Source organism: Nitrospira sp. CMX1, from assembly GCF_054902215.1.
In genome coordinates this window covers 297,414-314,477 of sequence record NZ_JBUBKD010000011.1, presented here as the reverse complement: position 1 = coordinate 314,477, position 17,064 = coordinate 297,414, and the positions used below count along the sequence as shown (strand labels likewise).

The window sequence follows — 17,064 nt, the reverse complement described above, 5'->3', positions numbered from 1 at the left end:
GCCTGCAGTATCGAGAGGCGGTCGTGGTCAATTGCGAAAAGTCGGCAGCTTCGACCAGTACTTGTCGTTCAGGACGCAACAGGTCGAGCATTTGGGGACGAGCTTCTTGTTCCGTATCATCCTCCGGAAGCTACGGTAGGCATCGCCGTTCCAGAGATCCTCGAACGCGGTTTTTCTGATGTCGCCCAGCCTCACGTCAATCCAGCATGGATACATCTGACCCCAGGGGTCAATCCGTGTTGAGTACCAGGCGTAGAAGCACTTATTAGCCAAAGTGAAAGACTCGTTGGTGTACTGGAGCGCGATCTCCTCGGCGCTCAGGTCAGGGGAGAACTGGATGCGAGGCTTATATCTGTCCTTCTGCGCTTTGATTTCAGTCACTTGGGTTACTAAGTTTGCAGTGTTGACCTGCAGCACCGAGTCTGGAAGTACTGCTTTTTTTAGGTGTAAGGCCGAGCTAGGGCCTTGCTGGATCGTTTCCGCAGTGAGGAGATCGCGATGCTCGGTGCTGAAGTGTAGATAACCAAAGTTGAGGTCATCGATCTCGGAGTCCTTAAACAATTCGGCCAGATTCCCAAGATCGCGCTGGTTGAGGGCGGACACAGCACAGGTCACACCGATCCTGGGTTTGGGCCTCCCCGTGATCTTTTTCTCTTTGATGAGAGCGTCTATTGCTGCCTGGGTCTTGGCAAAGCTTCCAATCATACCGCGAATCTGATCGTGAACATGCTCCGTTCCGTCAACGGAGATCGTTATCGAGTCTAGACCGATGCGAACTAGTTCCGTGTAGATGTCAGGCTTGGCAGAGCCGTTACTGATCATGCTTAAATGCATCCCACCTCTCTTCACCGCATTGGCCAGCGTCAGAATGTCCTTTCTTAAGGCAGGCTCCCTTCCCGTCAACTTCACTGCTTTGACGCCTGCCTTGCTCATCTGCTGGATTAGCTTGAGGTATTCGTCGGTCGAAATCTCTTGCCGCAGACTGCCGTCGGGTTCGATCAACTCGGGGTTCTTTCTCTGTCCTGCCTTGGTGACCATCTCACCGGACACTAGGGAGCACATTTGGCACTTGAGGTTGCAGATGTAGGTTACCTCAAGCGACACGAACAGGGGACGCCAGGCTTTGCCGTTTCCGTATAGGTGGTACGGGATCCAGTAGTAAGGTGTGAGCATCTGCTTTTCCGTCAGACGTGTTACAGCCTGGACTTTTCGATAGATTGCCTTGATCAATTGTAAGCTCATGTCCCTTTCCCTTGAGCGATACTCGTAGTGCAGTGGTGAAGCCTGAACGCGATCGGGCAGCTTTGATTCTATGGACGCTTCAGTTCCACCGTCAAGGTGGACTTCCCAGGCTTTCACGGCACGGACACCTTAGGGTGTCGGTAGAACAAGGGGGACGACCAATGGGGCATCGATGGAAATCGCAGCATGTCCGACTGAAATACACGTTCATCAAAGCCCATTGCCGAGAGTTTGATACGGCACATGATGGGTTACCGACAGTACATACATGCACACATGGGAAGGCTGGCTCTATTTGGCCGCCGTGATGGACCTGGACTTTCGCCGCATTGTCGGCTGGTCTACCAAGCCCACGCTGGCTCAAGCTCTCATGCTGGACGTACTCCTCATGGCTGTACGTCGACGCAAGCCCCAGCATGGGTCGACGGGGTAATTACTGGGACAACGCGGTGGCTGAATCTTTTTTGGGCAGCTTGAAGAAGGAACGGATCAAGAAGCACATCTACATAACTCGAGCGATGGCGATGGCCGATAGCGACGAGTACATCGAGATCTTCTATAATCGCATCCGGCGACACAGCCATCTCAGCGGGGTCAGTCCGGAGGCATTTGAAGCAGTGTCGAACAGTGCTTAAGGCATTGTGTCCACGAAACCCTGGGAAGTCCACACATCAAAACACACTCCTGTAGTCGACGTATTAGGGGCTGTTGTCAATTAAGTTTCATGATTCAGAGGTGAGTCCCTCATGCTTCATGATTGCGAGGTAGCAGGATGGACTTCTTGTGGTACACGCGATATGCGTTGCGGGACGATCACTGGGAGAGGATAGAGTGCCTGCTGTCAGGCCATGAAGAGCCTGTAGGGTCAACCGAGAAGGACAACTGGAAATTTGTGGAGGCGGTGGTTTCCCGATATCATGCGGGATATTGCGGCGGGATTTACAAGAACGGTTCGGAGATATTTGGGTCATCCACACCTGCCATATATGCCAGAGTCAATGCGGTGTCTGAAGCGGGTATTTGAGCATCTTGCCGAGAATCTCAACCGTGAATATGCAATGATGGCTTTCATCATCACCCCTGGGTCTTTTGGCGATCATTCGAGTGGCTCGACAAATGCCACAGACTTTGGAATAACTGTGAACATACCTACAGATGAGCTTCAATATGGCAGCCATCGCATTCTTAATCCTATGCCCACATAGGCAATGAGCGGGCTCTAGGATATTGTGGGTACGGCTTGACATGCTCTTAGTGGATAGCTGTGATACATGACAAGATGGTATCTAGACGCCTCCTGTTGAAACGTACAGGTGCGTTGGGGCTGCTCGCCGCGGTGCAACCGCTTCTTCCATCCTGTGCGAATCACCCGTTGCTTCGTGCCGCTCATCCCGATCCTGATTCTTCGACGCTCGGTGGTGAGTTGATCGACCTGATGATCAGTGAACGGTCCTTCATCGTGGATGGGCGGATTGGGATGGCTACGACAATCAACGGCACTATCCCTGGTCCACTCATCCGTTTGAAAGAAGGCCAAGAGGTCACCATCCGAGTCACTAATCAGTTGATGGAGGCCTCGTCGATTCACTGGCACGGAATACTCTTGCCTTCACACATGGATGGAGTTCCTGGGGTGAGCTTCAACGGCATTGAGCCTGGAACCACCTTCACCTATCACTTTCCCGTCAAGCAAAGTGGGACCTATTGGTATCACAGCCACTCTGGGGGCCAGGAGTTGCAGGGCATGTACGCGCCATTGATTCTGGACCCGATCGAACCGGACCCGTTTCAGTATGATCGAGAGTATGTTGTGATGCTCTCGGAATGGAGTTTCGAGTCGTCTGAGGTCATGTTAGCGAACCTCAAGAAATCTTCTGGCTACTACAACTTCCAGAAGCGAGATGCCCTGGAGTTTCTTGCAGATTCAGCAAAGAGGGGGTGGTGGTCGGCGCTACAAGATTACATGATGTGGGACCAAATGCGGATGGACCCGACGGACTTTGCAGATGTGACAGGGGCGACGTTCATTTATCTTATGAACGGAGTGCCGTCCGTCGGCAATTGGACTGGACTGATTCGGCCAGGTGAGCGGGTCCGATTGCGGTTCATCAACGCGGCTGCAATGACTTTCTATGATGTGCGAATTCCTGGATTAACTATGATGGTCGTACAGGCGGATGGCCAGAATGTGCAGCCTGTGACAGTCGAAGAGTTTCGAGTCGGACCGGCAGAAACCTATGATGTCATCGTTTGGCCGACAGAGGATCGCGCGTACACGATCTTTGCCGAAACCATGGATCGGAGCGGCTTTGTCCGAGGCACGCTCGCACCTCGATTGGGGATGCAGGGAGAAGTCCCTGAGCGTCGGCGCCGCCCGCTTCGCACCATGGAAGACATGGGGATGGGTGCTCCTGGCCACGGCCATGCAAGTCATAGCGCTGAAACCACTCCGAAGTCACCTCATGCCGATCCAGCACATCACGGGATGACGCACGGAGACAGCGTGGAGTCCACAGCAGGATTGGTGACCGATGCTCGGCACGGGTCGCCGGTCCCTGGTGTACCACGGGTGAAACATGGTCCTGATCACCACGGAACCGGCAACCAAACGATCGCTGAGTATTCGCAAAACTGGATGCATGAACCGGGGAGAGGGCTCGAGCAGAGTTCCAGAAGGGTATTGGTGTACACCGACCTGAAAAGCATCGTTCCGTATCACGAGCACCGATCGCCGGAGCGGGAGATCGAGTTGCATCTCACCGGGCATATGCAACGCTACCTGTGGTCGTTCGACGGCAAAAAATATTCGGATGCGCCGGAACCGATTCATATTCGTTATGGAGAACGAGTGCGGTTTACCTTCGTCAATGACACGATGATGGAGCATCCGCTCCACCTGCACGGAATGTGGATGTATCTGGAAAACGGCTCGGATTCATATCTTCCCAGGAAGCATACCGTCGTGGTCAAACCGGCCGAACGATTGTCTGTCCTGGTCGGTGCAGACGCACCTGGACCATGGGCGTTTCACTGTCATCTCCTTTTGCACATGGAAGCAGGCATGTTTCGTATTGTCGAGGTTTCTGCATAACCGGTGAGTCGGCATAAGTGAATGCAGCGTTTCAGAACTTCCGGGTGATCCTCGCCGGTTATCTGCTGAGCGCCGGAATCGGTGCGACAAGTACCTTGGCCGAATCTGTACACATGGACCATGCGAGCGTCTCAGGCGGTCACTTGAGCGTCGGGCCTCAATTCGACCCGATTCAGGCCAAGATGAACACCGTGCTGAAACAAGCGTGGGACAGCCCTGTCATGGATCAGGAGCGCCGGTTGTTCACGCTCGTCGACGTTCTTGAATATCGTCCTCGTATGGGGGGAACTGGAAGCAACAGCGACTACCGGTGGGATGTCGAAGGGTGGTATGGAGGCGATTACAATCGGCTGTGGTTCAAGAGTGAGGGGCAACAGGACACAGCCTTCAAACCTGACTATGATATGGACTTCCAATTGCTCTATGGCCGCTTCCTCGGGAAATACTATGACTTCCAAGTCGGCGGGCGAATGGAAACGCAATCGTTTCGTGGTAGCAATGTCACGCGTGGACTTGGGGTGATCGGTCTCCAAGGTATCGTGCCATACAATTATGAATTTGAATCGGCATTATTCATCGCCCAGAACGGTGCCGTCTCTGCTCGCCTCTCCTACACCAAGGATTTCTTGCTCACCCAGCGACTGATCTTACAGGGACGGTTTCAAACCAATCTGGCGATTCAGCGCGTCGAAGAGTTTACAACTGGTTCAGGGTTGAACAATCTGGAATTTGGTATGCGGCTGCGCTACGAGTTTCATCGAAAGCTCGCTCCATATGTTGGCCTGTCGTTCGACCGCAGTTTTGGCGAGACTGCGACACTGGTACGTCGGCAAGGTGGAGATCCAAGTCAAATTCGACTTCTAGTCGGTGTAAGGATGTGGTTCTGAAGTTGTGGCGGATCTTGCAGTTATAGGGTCTCAGGAATGGCTGTATGATCAACGAATGCCGAGGACAACTTACCATGGCGTGATCGGTACTCTGCGTCAAAGGGGGCGACGTCAAAGATCAGATATACTGCCCGCGCTCGCTTAAACAGCCGGCGTTCACAATGTCCGTCACCTCTCTTGCTATGCTCTGCTTCTCCTACATGGCTTGACTGCACGGATGAGAACGAGCGTTCCGAACGCTGTCGTGATGAGTTTCCACCATCGAAAATGAGATGGGGAGAATGAGCCCGCAAAGGCTTGATCCAGGCGGAAAATACCAATAGGTAATGAATATCATGACGAATGCTTCCCAGCGGTTCACAATAGAAACACCTCTGACTTCGCCCCCAAAGATCAAATTTAACCTCGGACGAGCGACTCTGTCTTGCCGCTAAGTAAGATTGAGAACATGGTACATATGTTCTTGAGATGTGACGGTCTTGCGGGACCAGTTACAGCGTCTTCCCCAGTTCTTTCCCAATTGCATCCTTCCGTCTCCCTAATGCTAGGATCTCTCTCCACGGAGACAACGCACGACCTCACGAATCGTGCGGCGGCGTGACCCTGCACGCTGCGCCTCCGCTCCTCCACAGCAGGACTCCGACAGGGACGGGGGCTAGAAATAGAATTGGGAGTCTTTGTCGAGAATAGCTGATGTAACCGCTTTGCCTGGCAAGATCTCGTTAGCTTCGCAATTCTGTAAGGAATTTACGCCGGCCCGAAACTCTAGGGATGCGCTACCCGCCAGTTTTTGCCAACACCCAGGTCCACCTTGAGCGGGACTGATAAGCCCAACTGTTTGCCGACTCCTTCCATCTCCTGTTTCACCAGCCGTTTGGCCTCTTCCAGGTCATGGTCCGGCACTTCGAAGATCAATTCATCGTGGACTTGGAGGATCATCTTTACGTGGGGGAGTTCAGTATGAAGCTTTTTATGGACATTGATCATGGCGACCTTGATCAAGTCTGCTGCTGAACCTTGGATGGGGCTGTTCACGGCCATGCGCTCACCAAAGCCCCGTTGTGTGGGATCGCCACTCTGCAGTTCAAGAATCGGTCGTCGGCGGCCAAGGATGGTGGTGGTGTAGCCCTTCTCTCGCCCTTCGGAGATGTTTCGATCCATCAGTGCCCGCACTGCAGCGAACCGCTCAAAGAACGTCTCGATATATTTCTTCGCCTCGGGTTGCGGTACTCCTAAATTCTGGGAGAGACCGAATGGACTGATGCCATAGACGATGCCGAAGACGACCGTTTTGGCTGCACGGCGCATGTCTCTCGTGATCTGGCTGGAGGGGAGCCCGAAGATTTCCATGGCGGTGGCCATATGGATGTCTTCCTCCTTGGCAAAGACCGAGAGTAATCTCGGATCTTGTGACAGATGGGCAAGGATGCGGGGCTCGATCTGGCTGTAGTCGGCGCAGAGCAGTTCATGGCCTTTGGGCACGATGAATGCTTCACGAATGCGCAGGCCATAGTCCCCTTTGACGGGGATGTTTTGCAGGTTAGGATCAGTCGACGAAAGCCGTCCAGTAGCGGCAACGGTCTGGTTCAACGACGTGTGGAGCCGCTTCGTCTCCGGCCTGACCAGTTCTGGTAAGGCGTCCACATAGGTTGACTTGAGTTTGCTGAGGCTGCGGTAGTTCAGAATCTGCGCTGGCAGGTCATGTTGCGATGCGAGCTGTGTCAGCGTATCTTCGTCAGTGGAATATCCCGTCTTAGTTTTCCGCAGGGGCTTGAGGCCGAGTTTCTCAAACAGGACCGTGGCCAGCTGTTTGGGTGAATTAATATTGAACTCGCCCCCGGCTAGTCCAGCAATCGTTTCCATCATACGGTCGAGTTCTCGTTCGAGCTCCTTACCTAAGGCGTGCAACCCTTCAACATCGAGTAAGAATCCGTTTCGCTCGATGTCTGCCAGGACAGGAACGAGTGGCATCTCGACATCGGTAAAGAGGGTCAGGCTTCCCTGTTCCGTCAATTGATTCGCCAGGATGGGTTGGAGCTTTACCAAGCATGAAGCGGCTTCTGTCGCTTGATCTCGGGACCCGGTATCGACGTCAAAGAGCGACTTGGATTGAGCCTGGCTCTGCTTGTCCGATCCAAACCGCTCGCCCAACCGCTCCATGGCGATCGTTTCAAGGCCATGGTCTCGTCGATTGGGATTGAGTAGATAATCCGCGACCATGGCGTCGACATAGGGTGGTGCCAGGGTCACGCCAATCCGATGAAAGGCGAGGAGGGTCGACTTGAGATCATGCACCACTTTGGTTCTCTGTGGATCGTGAAGGAGGGGCATGATCGGTCGCATATAAGCGTGGATGTCGATCGGGATGAAGGCGGTGTGGCCGTCGCTCGAGAGGGCAAGACCTCTCAGATCGGCATGAACTCCTGGTTGTCCGGCGAAGAGGCAGTGCACTGCGAGGGGTGCGTTCTTCGGCAAGCTGTCAGCGAACCGCTGTGCGGCTGCTTCATCCTCAATGGCGACTGAGACGAGGGGCTTCGCCGCTGTCTGCTTGGATGATGGCTGAAGACTCTTCAGCAGCGACGTGAACTCGAGTTCGCGCAGGAGGTCAGCCAATTGTTCGTCGTGCGGTGGCTTGATCCGATAGGATTCAGGATGGAATTCCACTGGACTCTGGGTGTCGATGGTCGCGAGTTTCCGACTCAGCCGTGCATTGTCCGCCTGTTCCGTCAGGAGTGTCTTGATGCGGGCAGGCGTGACTTCGTCGAGACGGTTGAGGAGTTCGTCGATCGTCCCAAACTGTGTAATCAACTTCATCGCAGTTTTTTCGCCGATGCCCTTTACCCCGGGGATATTGTCACTGCTGTCGCCCATCAATCCCATGACTTCGACGACACGCCCTGGTTCGACGCCGAACTTGGCGACGCATTCTGCATCGCTGGACCATTTATCTTTGACCGGATCATAGATCCGCACGTGAGGGGTGATGAGCTGGAGCATGTCTTTATCACCCGTGACGATGACGACATCGTGGCCAGCTTGCTCCGCTTGGCTGGCTAGGGTCCCGATCAGATCATCTGCTTCGTAGCCGGCTTGCTTTACGGCCGGGATATTCAATGCCTCTACCACGCGATGAATGTATGGGATCTGGGCCTTCATCCCGTCCGGCATCGGCGGACGCTGCGCTTTGTACTCCTTGAATTCCTCGTGCCGGAGTGTCGGACCCTTCTCATCGAATGCCACGACCAGACCATCTGGCCCATGTTCCCGTATGATCTTGAGGAGCGTGGTCATGAATCCATAGACGGCGTTGGTCTGGAGGCCTTTGGAATTGTTGAGGGCCGGCAGGGCAAAAAAGGCACGATAAATATAGGCACTGCCGTCAATCAAATACAGAGTGGGGCGCTTGTCGGTTTGTGGCGATGGCATAAGCGTTCGTATGAAGTGCTGAGGATTGAGTGACGGATTCGTTTTCAGAGAAGCCTCAGCACGTTCGTCCTGCTTCAGCTAGGGATCTGGCGCGATCGTGAGCGGCGGCTTCCCGAACTTCTCACGCATGCCATTGATCGTGCTCAGGACGGTTGGTTGGCCGATCATCTTGGCTTCAAGTCTGCGTTTGCCGGGAAAGTCCAGCATCGTGATCCCGATCAACATGGTGAGAATACCCTGACCCGGTAGGAAGAGCATCAAGAATCCGGCGAACAGGAAAATCGCGCCAACCACATTCTTTGCGAGATGGCCAAGGAGCCGAAGCACCGGGTGGTGATTTTCCATCCAGCGTCTTGGTACGCGGGTATCAAAAAAATCTGTCGGCAACCTGACCAGGATGAAGGGGATGGCGATCAGCGATCCGACAAAAAAGACGATCGAGAGAGCTGTCAGCGTGACGAGTGTTTCGGTGGAGATGTACTGCTCAACCGTTGAAAGAAGTTCGTTCATCGGGCGGCATCCTAACACGGGCTCCTGTGTCCCTCAAGGTAAACGAGATTGCTCTCCCTGGTTTACGGAGTCGCCCCGGCTCGCTATAATCGCTCCGTATGGAGTCATCGTCGTGGTGTGGTGTAAAGGTGAATCTCATCGTACAAGGCGTTTCATCCTCATTGCGGTTGTCGCCGGATGTGTATTGTTCGCAAGCGGGGCCTGGTCTTCGGCGGAAACAGGCGATGCGCTTCAGATTGAGATCACGAGAAGGGGAGCCGGCAAACAGGTGGTGATGTCCCAAGGAGCCAAGGAATGGTTTATGTTGATCGAGGTGACACCTGAGAACGCGGTTATTCTCAAGCAGGAAAAAGATCATGATCGTTATCTTGTCGACGAGAGTGAGACACATGATCGTCCGATGACAGCCGGTGACATTGATGCTGCGATCACGGATTACGTCAACAGTGTGAAAGCCAGGACACAGAAGAAGTAAGCCATGTCGACCAAACCCAAGTTTGTTATTTTTGCCCACAATGCCACCTACGATAAATTGCACCAGGTCGCAACGCTCGGTATGACGGCGGCCGCTATGGGGAAAGACGTGATCGTGGTGTTGCTGTTCTGGACCATCAAGAAGCTGGCTGAGGGCAAGATCGATCAGATTGATTTTCCACCGGAGTATGCGGGATCCGCGGAAGAAGTAGCCCGACTCCTCAAAGAGAAAAACGTGCCCAAGATTTCAGAAATGTTTCAGGATGCCAAGCACGTCGGGACGCTTCGGCTGATCGCCTGCAGTGCCGGTCTGGAGTATATGGGGGTAGATGCCGGCGCGGTCGAACGGAACGTCGATGAAGTGCTGGGGCTGCCTGCGATTCTGTCTTTAACGGCTGAGGCAGAGACAAAACTGTTCATCTAGATCGGTAAGGGGGGGAAGGGTGAGAGGTAAGCGGAACTTAACAGCCTCGCATCTTCCATCACCTCACCCCGCACTGTTTACTACTAACGTGACTTTGTAACTCCTATGCGATCGCATAGGTGGGCCAGTTTGCACTGACTGCAAAACGGCGAGACGGGGACACACAGGTTTTGTCCATAGGGGACGAGAAGGTCGTTGTAGATGATCCAATACTGTTTTGGTAGTTTGCGACGGAGGGCGTTTTCCGATTCTTCTGGTGTCTTGGTCTTGATGTAGCCCCAGCGATTACTGATGCGGTGCACGTGAATATCGACACAGATTCCAGGTTTTCCAAACCCAATCGTGACCACGAGATTTGCGGTTTTCCGCCCGACTCCCGGTAAGCTAACCAGTTCATCGATGGAGTCCGGGACTGCTCCGCCATAGTGGTCGATCAGCCGGTGGCAGATTTCATGGATCGATTTCGCCTTGGTCCGATAGAACCCAACTGGATAAATCGCCTGTTCGATCTTCTTTAATGGTACCTGCAGCATCGTGGCGGGAATACGCGCCAAGGCAAAGAGCCGGTCGCCTGCTTCTCTAGTTGTCTTATCCTTGGTTCTTAAACTGAGAAGAGTGGAAAGAAGAATCAGGAAAGGATCGTGGTCCGATTCCTTGGCGACCACGCCGACGACCGGCTCCTGCCAACGGCGAATCTCCCGTTTGACGATGCGGACGGCGGCATGGATCTGCTCCTGACGCATAGGGGGATGGCGCGAAGGGGGAGGAGGTGCTGAAGAGGTCGGAAGAACCCTGAGGGCGTCTCTAGTCAGGCTTCCGCTTCGACAGCCACTTCTGACGGCGTCGTTGGGCTTCGCGTTGCTTCGCTTTTTTCCTCACGCTTGGCTTCTCATAAAACCGGCGACGCTTGAGCTCACGAAACAGACCTTCGCCTGCGAGCTTCTTCTTGGCAACTTTCAGTGCTTTTTCAACGTTGTTGTTGAAGACCTTGATTTCCATCCGGCTAACTACCGACTTTCTCAGGCCAATTCAGCCTGTTGGTGATGGTTTGTCACAATGCAGCCGTGGAGTCTAGCACAACCTCCTCAGCTCCTCAAGACTTTCGCGTATCTTTAGGATTTTTGCTTGCACGGATTCTACAACTAACTGATTTGTTGCAAGTTTTACATTTGTTTGCGCTGTAAAAAGACCTGCGTCAGCTGTCGCTATGGCCAGGATTATCCCCACGGAAAGGTCTGAATGGACTGTCGGCTTGACCACCTGTCGCAAGCCATGAAGGACCCGTGCAACTTCACAAGCCCGTTCTGCAATTTCAAGAGGGACTTCTGTAGCCTTGAGGAGCGCGTTCGAAACGGTAGTGGGACGATCTGGTTGGTCCTTCGGAATTTTATGGGCCTTCAACAAGGCCTCATAGGCGAACGCATCTTCTTGAACAAGTTCGTACAGCCGCCGACTCAATCGCAGAAGGGTTGTTTCTCGGTCTGATTGTTTGACAAGGCGGGCGCCCATGACTCCCAATGAAGCCGCTAACGTGCCGACAAGCGCTGCGACGCTTCCACCCGCAGGAATCGGTTTGGTATCGGAGACCGCGTTCATAAAATCAGATATGGTCTGATCGAATAGGTTCTTTCCCTCCATGGCCTCGGCAATGCTCCTTTCCAGGATGTGAGATGGATCGAATCGTTCCAACTCAAGCGAAGCCACTGCAACGTGCTCTAATGCCGCCTGCGGGATCAATCCGATCAACTCACTCCCAGCTATTGAAATGCCATGCTTTTCCGCTTCAGTTTTGACAGCCTGAAACGCGGACTCGACTGGTGTCAGTTGATAATCGGTCAGGTTCATGGAAACCTGGACCATACTGCGGCTGGCCAGTTCGACACCGATCGCCTTTACATGGGGCAAGCCTCCATGTGATTGCCGGATGGTCCTGGCGATAGAACGGGCGACCTCAATTTTCTGAGAGCGGAGGTTCACATTGAAGGCGATGAGCGGAGGTCGAGCACCGACTGCGATGGCTCCGGCACTCCGATGGAGTCGAGACGGGCCGAAATCGGGTGTCCATTCCGAATCGGATGCCATTCGAAACGCCAACCCTTCGAGGCCGCCACGTCTGATCGCTTCCAAGGGGGCACGATTGGGTCGAGTGGCGGCCCGTTCATACAAAAAGACGGGAATTTCCAATTCACGTCCAACTTGTTCTCCGAGTTGCCTGGCAAGCCGGACACAATCGTCCATCGTTGTACCCTTGATTGGAATAAATGGGACGACATCTGTCGCACCCACGCGAGGATGCACGCCGGTGTGGTTGCGCAAATCGATGCGGTTGGTTGCAGCACAGATGGTACGGAAAGCCGCCTCGACGACCGCCTCCGGGGTCCCGCAGAAGGTCAGGACGGCTCGATGGTGGTCAGGGTCCATCGAATGGTCCAAACATACGACACCGGGTGTCAAGGTCACAGCGTCGAGTAAGGCTTGAACGGTGGTCTGATTCCGACCTTCACTGAAGTTGGGCACACATTCAACGATTCGGTCCATGTCACCGGTCTCAGCGCAAACGAAAAAGCCGGAGGACTTCGCCTGGTCCTTCCGGCTTCTGCTCTGATCGATCTCAAAAAAGATCTAATTATTTCATTTTCTTGACGAAGGCCTTATAAATCCGTCCCGACTTTGCCTGTTCCTCTTCCAGTCCCACCATTTGATGGCCTGTGGTTTCACACCAAGCCGGCATGTCCTTCTTGATGCCTTCATCATCGGAGACGACCTCCAGCACCTGACCTAAGACCAGCTCTTTAATCTTCTTTGACGTCAGGATAATCGGCATGGGACAAAAGTACCCTAAAGTGTCGAGTTTGACATCGGCCTGCATCATGAAGATATCCCTCGCTATCAGCTGATACGTGTCAGCTTAAATGAAAAGATTCACGCTTCCCTGTTTCGCTTCCGCAAGATACGTCGTGACCCCGGCGAATTGATCGATTCCGTCGATTAAGGTGTCTTTGGTAATCCCCATGAGGCCCATGGTCGTCGTGCACGCGATAAAATGTACGCCGAGATCCAGAGCCGTCTGCATCAATTCCGGTACGTCGGGCATGCGGTTCTGCTTCATGACCCGCTGCATCATCATGGTTCCGAGTCCGCCGAAATGGAATCGAGACAGCGGAAGTGTTGATGCGCCACCACGGTTTAACAATCCAAACATTCGGCGAAGCCAGTCTTTGGCCGAACTGGTGGCGCCCCTTCTGCGGATAGTGTTCAGCCCCCAAAAGGTAAAGAACATCGTCACCTTCATTCCCATCGCGGCTGCGCCTGTGGCAATGATGAAAGCGGCCATGGCGCGATCCATGTCTCCGCTCAGCAGTACGATCGTGACACTCTCGGGTTTGGATTCTTGGAGCTGCGCCAACGTCGCCGTCGGCTCGATTTGCGTGGCAATCATTTTGTCACCTCACACTCTACACAAGGCTCAGTGTACTGGGCAGTTAATGAGGATAGTATGTGATCCTTTGGAGTGTCAAGGAACCGGTGTCCTACTGGTTCGTTGCTTGACCTAATCCTTGCCCACCGTTATAGTCTTGAGTTGATTGTGCAGCGCTTTCTTACGACCCTCCTGTTCAGCAATGATCCAACCACCATCACCCGAGATACAATCTTCCAGAGGTGCGCCTCTCTTCGGCTTCTGGTATCCAGCCGTTCCTAGCCATCGGCTCCGTCCGGGGACGATGACGGGGTTGCAGATGTTGGACCTCCCGATTCTTCTCTGCCGTGATCGAACAGGTATGCTGGCGGCGATGCGTGATCTCTGCCCTCATCGCGGGATGCCGATGTCGTTCGGTCGGTTCGATGGCGAACGGGTGGAATGCCCGTATCATGGGTGGCAATTTGATACGAAGGGTCGCTGTCGGCGTATTCCTGCCCTTCCTGAAGGGGGGAGTTTCCAGTCCGATAAGATCGGCGTCTCGACCTATCCGGCACAAGAAATGGACGGGATGATTTGGTTGTATCTGGCCGATGAACGTGGAAACATTGATCCGTTACCGCCGGTTCCGCGTATGCCGCTTCCGTCGGAACCCCGACAATCCTTCCATATTTCGCTGACCTATACGTGCACGCCTGATGATGGGGTCATCGGTCTCATCGATCCTGTCCATGGACCCTATGTTCATTCGTGGTGGCGCAGTGATGCGCGCATGCACGAGAAGACGAAAGTCTTTGAGCCGATTCCACATGGTTTTCGGATGACGGCTCACCGTCCGGCAAAGAACAGCGGACCGTTTCATTGGATCGAGCGCATCTATGGAGGACCGTTGAGCACCACCATCGACTTTTTACTTCCGAACCAGCGAGTCGAACTGATGCAATGTGGCAGAGCGTGGCTCGCCAACCGGTTGATGGCCACACCAGTCTCCGACATGGAATGTCGCATTGATTTTTCCGCCTATTGGCGCGGGCTGCATTGGCTGCCCTTTGGCAATTTGATTTTTCGCACGCTGACCAAGATGTTTCTGGGCCAGGATGAACGGGCGATGAAGCATCTTGCCGTGGGTCTCCGTCACAAGCCCTCGTCGATGTTTCTGGGGGATGCCGATATGCCGGCTAGATGGTACTACAAGCTGAAGGCTGCCCATCTCGAATCGGTTCAGACCGGGTGTCCCTTCGATCACCCGCTCAAAGAACGAGTCACGCTTCGCTGGCGAAGCTGAACCTTTTTCGTAGAACGCTCAAGACAACAAAATAGGACGTTATCGGTCAGGTTGATCCGTGAGGATGAATGCCATCGCGCGTCGAATCTCCTCGCGCGATCCGAGCAGAACCACAATATCGCCGGCTAAGAGTTTAGATTTGTCCGACGGGTTCGATTCGGTTACCCCGCCTCTGGTCAAGGCAATGATCGAGGCTCCGGTCCGCGGGCGCAGCGCCAGCTGGGCGAGCGTTTTTCCTGCTGCCGGCGCGGTTTCCTCAATTCGGCAGGTTTCCACTTCCACATCAGTGAGGGTGCCACCGCGCAGGTGGTGCGCCAGTTCAGGGAGTTCACTTCGGCGGAGGAGTGCGTATCCCTCGCGACGTACCTGTTCCGCCTTGCGTATGACGAAGTCTTGCGGCATCTGATAGGTGCGGAGGACGAGCGCAAAGATCTCGATCGACGTTTCAAATTCCTCCGGGACCACATCGTCGGCGCCGAGCTGATGGAGCTCTTCCAATTCACGCAAATAGCGAGTTCTGACGACGATATGGATCTTTGGATTCAAACCTCGAGCGACCTGCACGGTCCGGCGCGCCATGAAGGGATCGGAAATGGCCACGACCAGGACTCGAGCTTGTTCGATCTTGACATGCCGCAACACGGTCGGATTGGTGGCGTCTCCATAGTAGAGTGGTAATCCATGTGCCGCTTCGCGGCGCACGGTTTCACCGTCCAAATCCAACGCAATATAGGGAACTTCGGTCTCGCCCAAGACTCGGGAAAGGTTGCGGCCGTTCAACCCATATCCCACGATAATGACATGGTCCTTGATGCGGAGGTGCCGCCCCTCGGCTTCCAGGACATGCGCTGTGGTTTGTCCAGGGAACCAACGGTTGAGCCGCTGGACGGCCTCCACTCGTCGGCCAAGATGCGGTGAGAGCTGGATGAGAAACGGGGTAATGATCATCGAACAGACCGAGACCGCCAGAAAAATCTGATACTGCGTTCCGGACAGGAGCTGATTCTCCTGGCCGACTTGTGCCAGGATAAAACTAAACTCTCCTACTTGTGCGAGCGCGATGCCGGTCATGACTGCGGAGCGGGGCAGCATGGAGACGGCAAGGACGGCCCCGGCTCCGGCGAAGAATTTCACCAAAAGGACAATCAGCAGCAGGCCGGTTACGACGAATGGGTACTCCAGCAGGATATGCCAATCTATCAGGATGCCGATAGAAACGAAGAAGAGACTATTGAAGCTATCTCGGAAAGGCAGTACTTCGGCGATGGCTTGGTGACTGTACTCTGACTCAGAGATCACGAGGCCGGCGATGAAGGCGCCGAGCGCCAGCGAGAGCCCGCCGAGAGAAGTCAGCCAGGCGATGCCCAGGCAGAGGACAATAATGGTCAATAAGAACAGTTCTCGACTTCGGCTGCGGACGATGTGCTCGAGCAAGACTGGGACTGCATACCATGAGCCAGCCAGAATACAGGCCACCACGACCAGAGATTTCCCCAGAGAGAGCAACACTGGTGCAAGCGCCCCATCGCCGGGGCTGGCGAGAATGGGCGTGAGCAAGATCATAGGTACGACCGCGATGTCTTGGAAGACCAAGATACCGATCGTCGCTCGCCCGTGTGGTGAATCGCTTGCTTCGCTGGCAGTCAATGCTTTGAGCACAATGGCTGTGCTGCTGAGTGAGAGCAAAAACCCCCAAAAGATTGCCTGAGAGGTTGGTAATCCCGCAAGAGTGCCGCCGAGCCATGTAATGGCGATGACCCCTCCCACTTGGATCGGGGCTGCAATCAGCAGCAGGCGTTGAAGGGAGGCGAGCTGGACCAACGAGAATTCAATGCCGATGGTGAAGAGGAGGAGGACGATGCCGATTTCCGCCAAGACCTGCACGGTTGCGATATCGGAAATGAGATTGAGCCCATGGGGGCCGATCAGCGCACCGGCGACTAAAAATCCGGCGATCGAGGGAAGCCGGAACTGAAGAAACAGAAACACCACCGCGATCGATACGGTGTAGATGAAGAGCAGATTCGTGAGGACATTATAGTCGGTCATACGGTGCTGTCATCGATCCTACGTCGTCTATTGATGAATCAGGCTAGGGGTTGCTGGTGATACGAGATTACAAATCTGCTCGGTGTTATCCAACAGCCTATCGAGGTTATGATGGGCAGGATACCTGAGGTTCCTATGCCGGACAAGGTAATGTAGGCTGTGCGACAGGAGGAGGGAATCTGAAGAGTTAGCCTGTCGGGTATCCGTCACGAAAACTCTTGGAATAGGCGACGGGTGATATCGGTGATATCAAGGTAT

14 protein-coding genes and 2 pseudogenes are annotated in these 17,064 nt (G+C 54.2%); 7 read left to right on the top strand and 9 right to left on the bottom strand.

Going from position 1 to position 17,064, the window contains the following annotated elements:
- Positions 1 to 27: 27 nt before the first annotated feature.
- Positions 28 to 1,359: a radical SAM protein gene (locus ACYX34_RS03490; protein WP_462075165.1), complete on the bottom strand. Its 1,332-nt coding sequence runs from the start codon at positions 1,357 to 1,359 to the stop codon at positions 28 to 30.
- Positions 1,360 to 1,489: 130 nt separating this feature from the next.
- Between ACYX34_RS03490 and ACYX34_RS03485 the strand changes: the two are divergent.
- The 4 genes and pseudogenes from ACYX34_RS03485 to ACYX34_RS03470 all read left to right on the top strand — a co-directional run.
- A pseudogene (locus ACYX34_RS03485) lies at positions 1,490 to 1,877 on the top strand (IS3 family transposase); the annotation flags it as partial.
- Positions 1,878 to 2,014: 137 nt separating this feature from the next.
- Positions 2,015 to 2,202: pseudogene (locus ACYX34_RS03480) on the top strand (hypothetical protein); the annotation flags it as partial.
- 319 nt (positions 2,203 to 2,521) lie between these two features.
- Complete coding sequence (locus ACYX34_RS03475) at positions 2,522 to 4,333, top strand: copper resistance system multicopper oxidase (RefSeq protein ID WP_462075164.1); 1,812 nt, start codon at positions 2,522 to 2,524, stop codon at positions 4,331 to 4,333.
- Positions 4,334 to 4,350: 17 nt separating this feature from the next.
- A complete protein-coding gene (locus ACYX34_RS03470) occupies positions 4,351 to 5,220 on the top strand; it encodes a copper resistance protein B (protein WP_462075163.1) in 870 nt (289 codons plus the stop codon).
- Positions 5,221 to 5,985: 765 nt separating this feature from the next.
- Here ACYX34_RS03470 and polA read toward each other — a convergent pair.
- The gene (polA, locus tag ACYX34_RS03465; protein ID WP_462075162.1) at positions 5,986 to 8,646 is read right to left on the bottom strand and encodes a DNA polymerase I; all 2,661 of its coding nucleotides are present in this window, start codon (positions 8,644 to 8,646) and stop codon (positions 5,986 to 5,988) included.
- A 78-nt stretch (positions 8,647 to 8,724) separates the two neighbouring features.
- On the bottom strand, positions 8,725 to 9,156 hold the full coding sequence (locus ACYX34_RS03460) for a PGPGW domain-containing protein (protein WP_462075161.1): 432 nt from the start codon (positions 9,154 to 9,156) through the stop codon (positions 8,725 to 8,727).
- A 112-nt stretch (positions 9,157 to 9,268) separates the two neighbouring features.
- On the opposite strand from ACYX34_RS03460, the gene ACYX34_RS03455 reads away from it, so the two are divergent.
- Positions 9,269 to 9,631 carry a hypothetical protein gene (locus ACYX34_RS03455; RefSeq protein WP_462075160.1) on the top strand — a complete coding sequence of 121 codons (363 nt, stop codon included), beginning with the start codon at positions 9,269 to 9,271 and terminating at the stop codon, positions 9,629 to 9,631.
- A 3-nt stretch (positions 9,632 to 9,634) separates the two neighbouring features.
- On the top strand, positions 9,635 to 10,054 hold the full coding sequence (locus ACYX34_RS03450) for a hypothetical protein (protein ID WP_462075159.1): 420 nt from the start codon (positions 9,635 to 9,637) through the stop codon (positions 10,052 to 10,054).
- Positions 10,055 to 10,137: 83 nt separating this feature from the next.
- On the opposite strand, the gene ACYX34_RS03445 is transcribed toward ACYX34_RS03450, so the two are convergent.
- The 5 genes from ACYX34_RS03445 to ACYX34_RS03425 all read right to left on the bottom strand — a co-directional run bounded on the left by ACYX34_RS03445 (position 10,138) and on the right by ACYX34_RS03425 (position 13,493).
- Complete coding sequence (locus tag ACYX34_RS03445; RefSeq protein WP_462075158.1) at positions 10,138 to 10,797, bottom strand: endonuclease III domain-containing protein; 660 nt, start codon at positions 10,795 to 10,797, stop codon at positions 10,138 to 10,140.
- A 61-nt stretch (positions 10,798 to 10,858) separates the two neighbouring features.
- Entirely contained in the window at positions 10,859 to 11,053 is a 195-nt protein-coding gene (rpsU, locus tag ACYX34_RS03440; RefSeq protein ID WP_086418623.1) for a 30S ribosomal protein S21, read from the bottom strand.
- 72 nt (positions 11,054 to 11,125) lie between these two features.
- Positions 11,126 to 12,592, bottom strand: coding sequence for a glutamate formimidoyltransferase (gene ftcD, locus ACYX34_RS03435; RefSeq protein WP_462075157.1), 1,467 nt, complete (start codon positions 12,590 to 12,592; stop codon positions 11,126 to 11,128).
- 88 nt (positions 12,593 to 12,680) lie between these two features.
- Positions 12,681 to 12,926 (bottom strand): sulfurtransferase TusA family protein, encoded by a 246-nt coding sequence (locus ACYX34_RS03430; RefSeq protein ID WP_462075156.1) that lies wholly within the window; start codon positions 12,924 to 12,926, stop codon positions 12,681 to 12,683.
- A 36-nt stretch (positions 12,927 to 12,962) separates the two neighbouring features.
- Complete coding sequence (locus ACYX34_RS03425; protein ID WP_462075155.1) at positions 12,963 to 13,493, bottom strand: DsrE/DsrF/DrsH-like family protein; 531 nt, start codon at positions 13,491 to 13,493, stop codon at positions 12,963 to 12,965.
- 181 nt (positions 13,494 to 13,674) lie between these two features.
- Here ACYX34_RS03425 and ACYX34_RS03420 point away from each other — a divergent pair, with 181 nt between their 5' ends.
- The gene (locus ACYX34_RS03420; RefSeq protein WP_462075154.1) at positions 13,675 to 14,757 is read left to right on the top strand and encodes a Rieske 2Fe-2S domain-containing protein; all 1,083 of its coding nucleotides are present in this window, start codon (positions 13,675 to 13,677) and stop codon (positions 14,755 to 14,757) included.
- Between the two features lie 39 nt (positions 14,758 to 14,796).
- Here the strand turns inward: ACYX34_RS03420 and ACYX34_RS03415 are convergent, their stop codons facing one another.
- The gene (locus tag ACYX34_RS03415) at positions 14,797 to 16,806 is read right to left on the bottom strand and encodes a cation:proton antiporter domain-containing protein (protein ID WP_462075153.1); all 2,010 of its coding nucleotides are present in this window, start codon (positions 16,804 to 16,806) and stop codon (positions 14,797 to 14,799) included.
- Between the last annotated feature and the right edge of the window lie 258 nt (positions 16,807 to 17,064).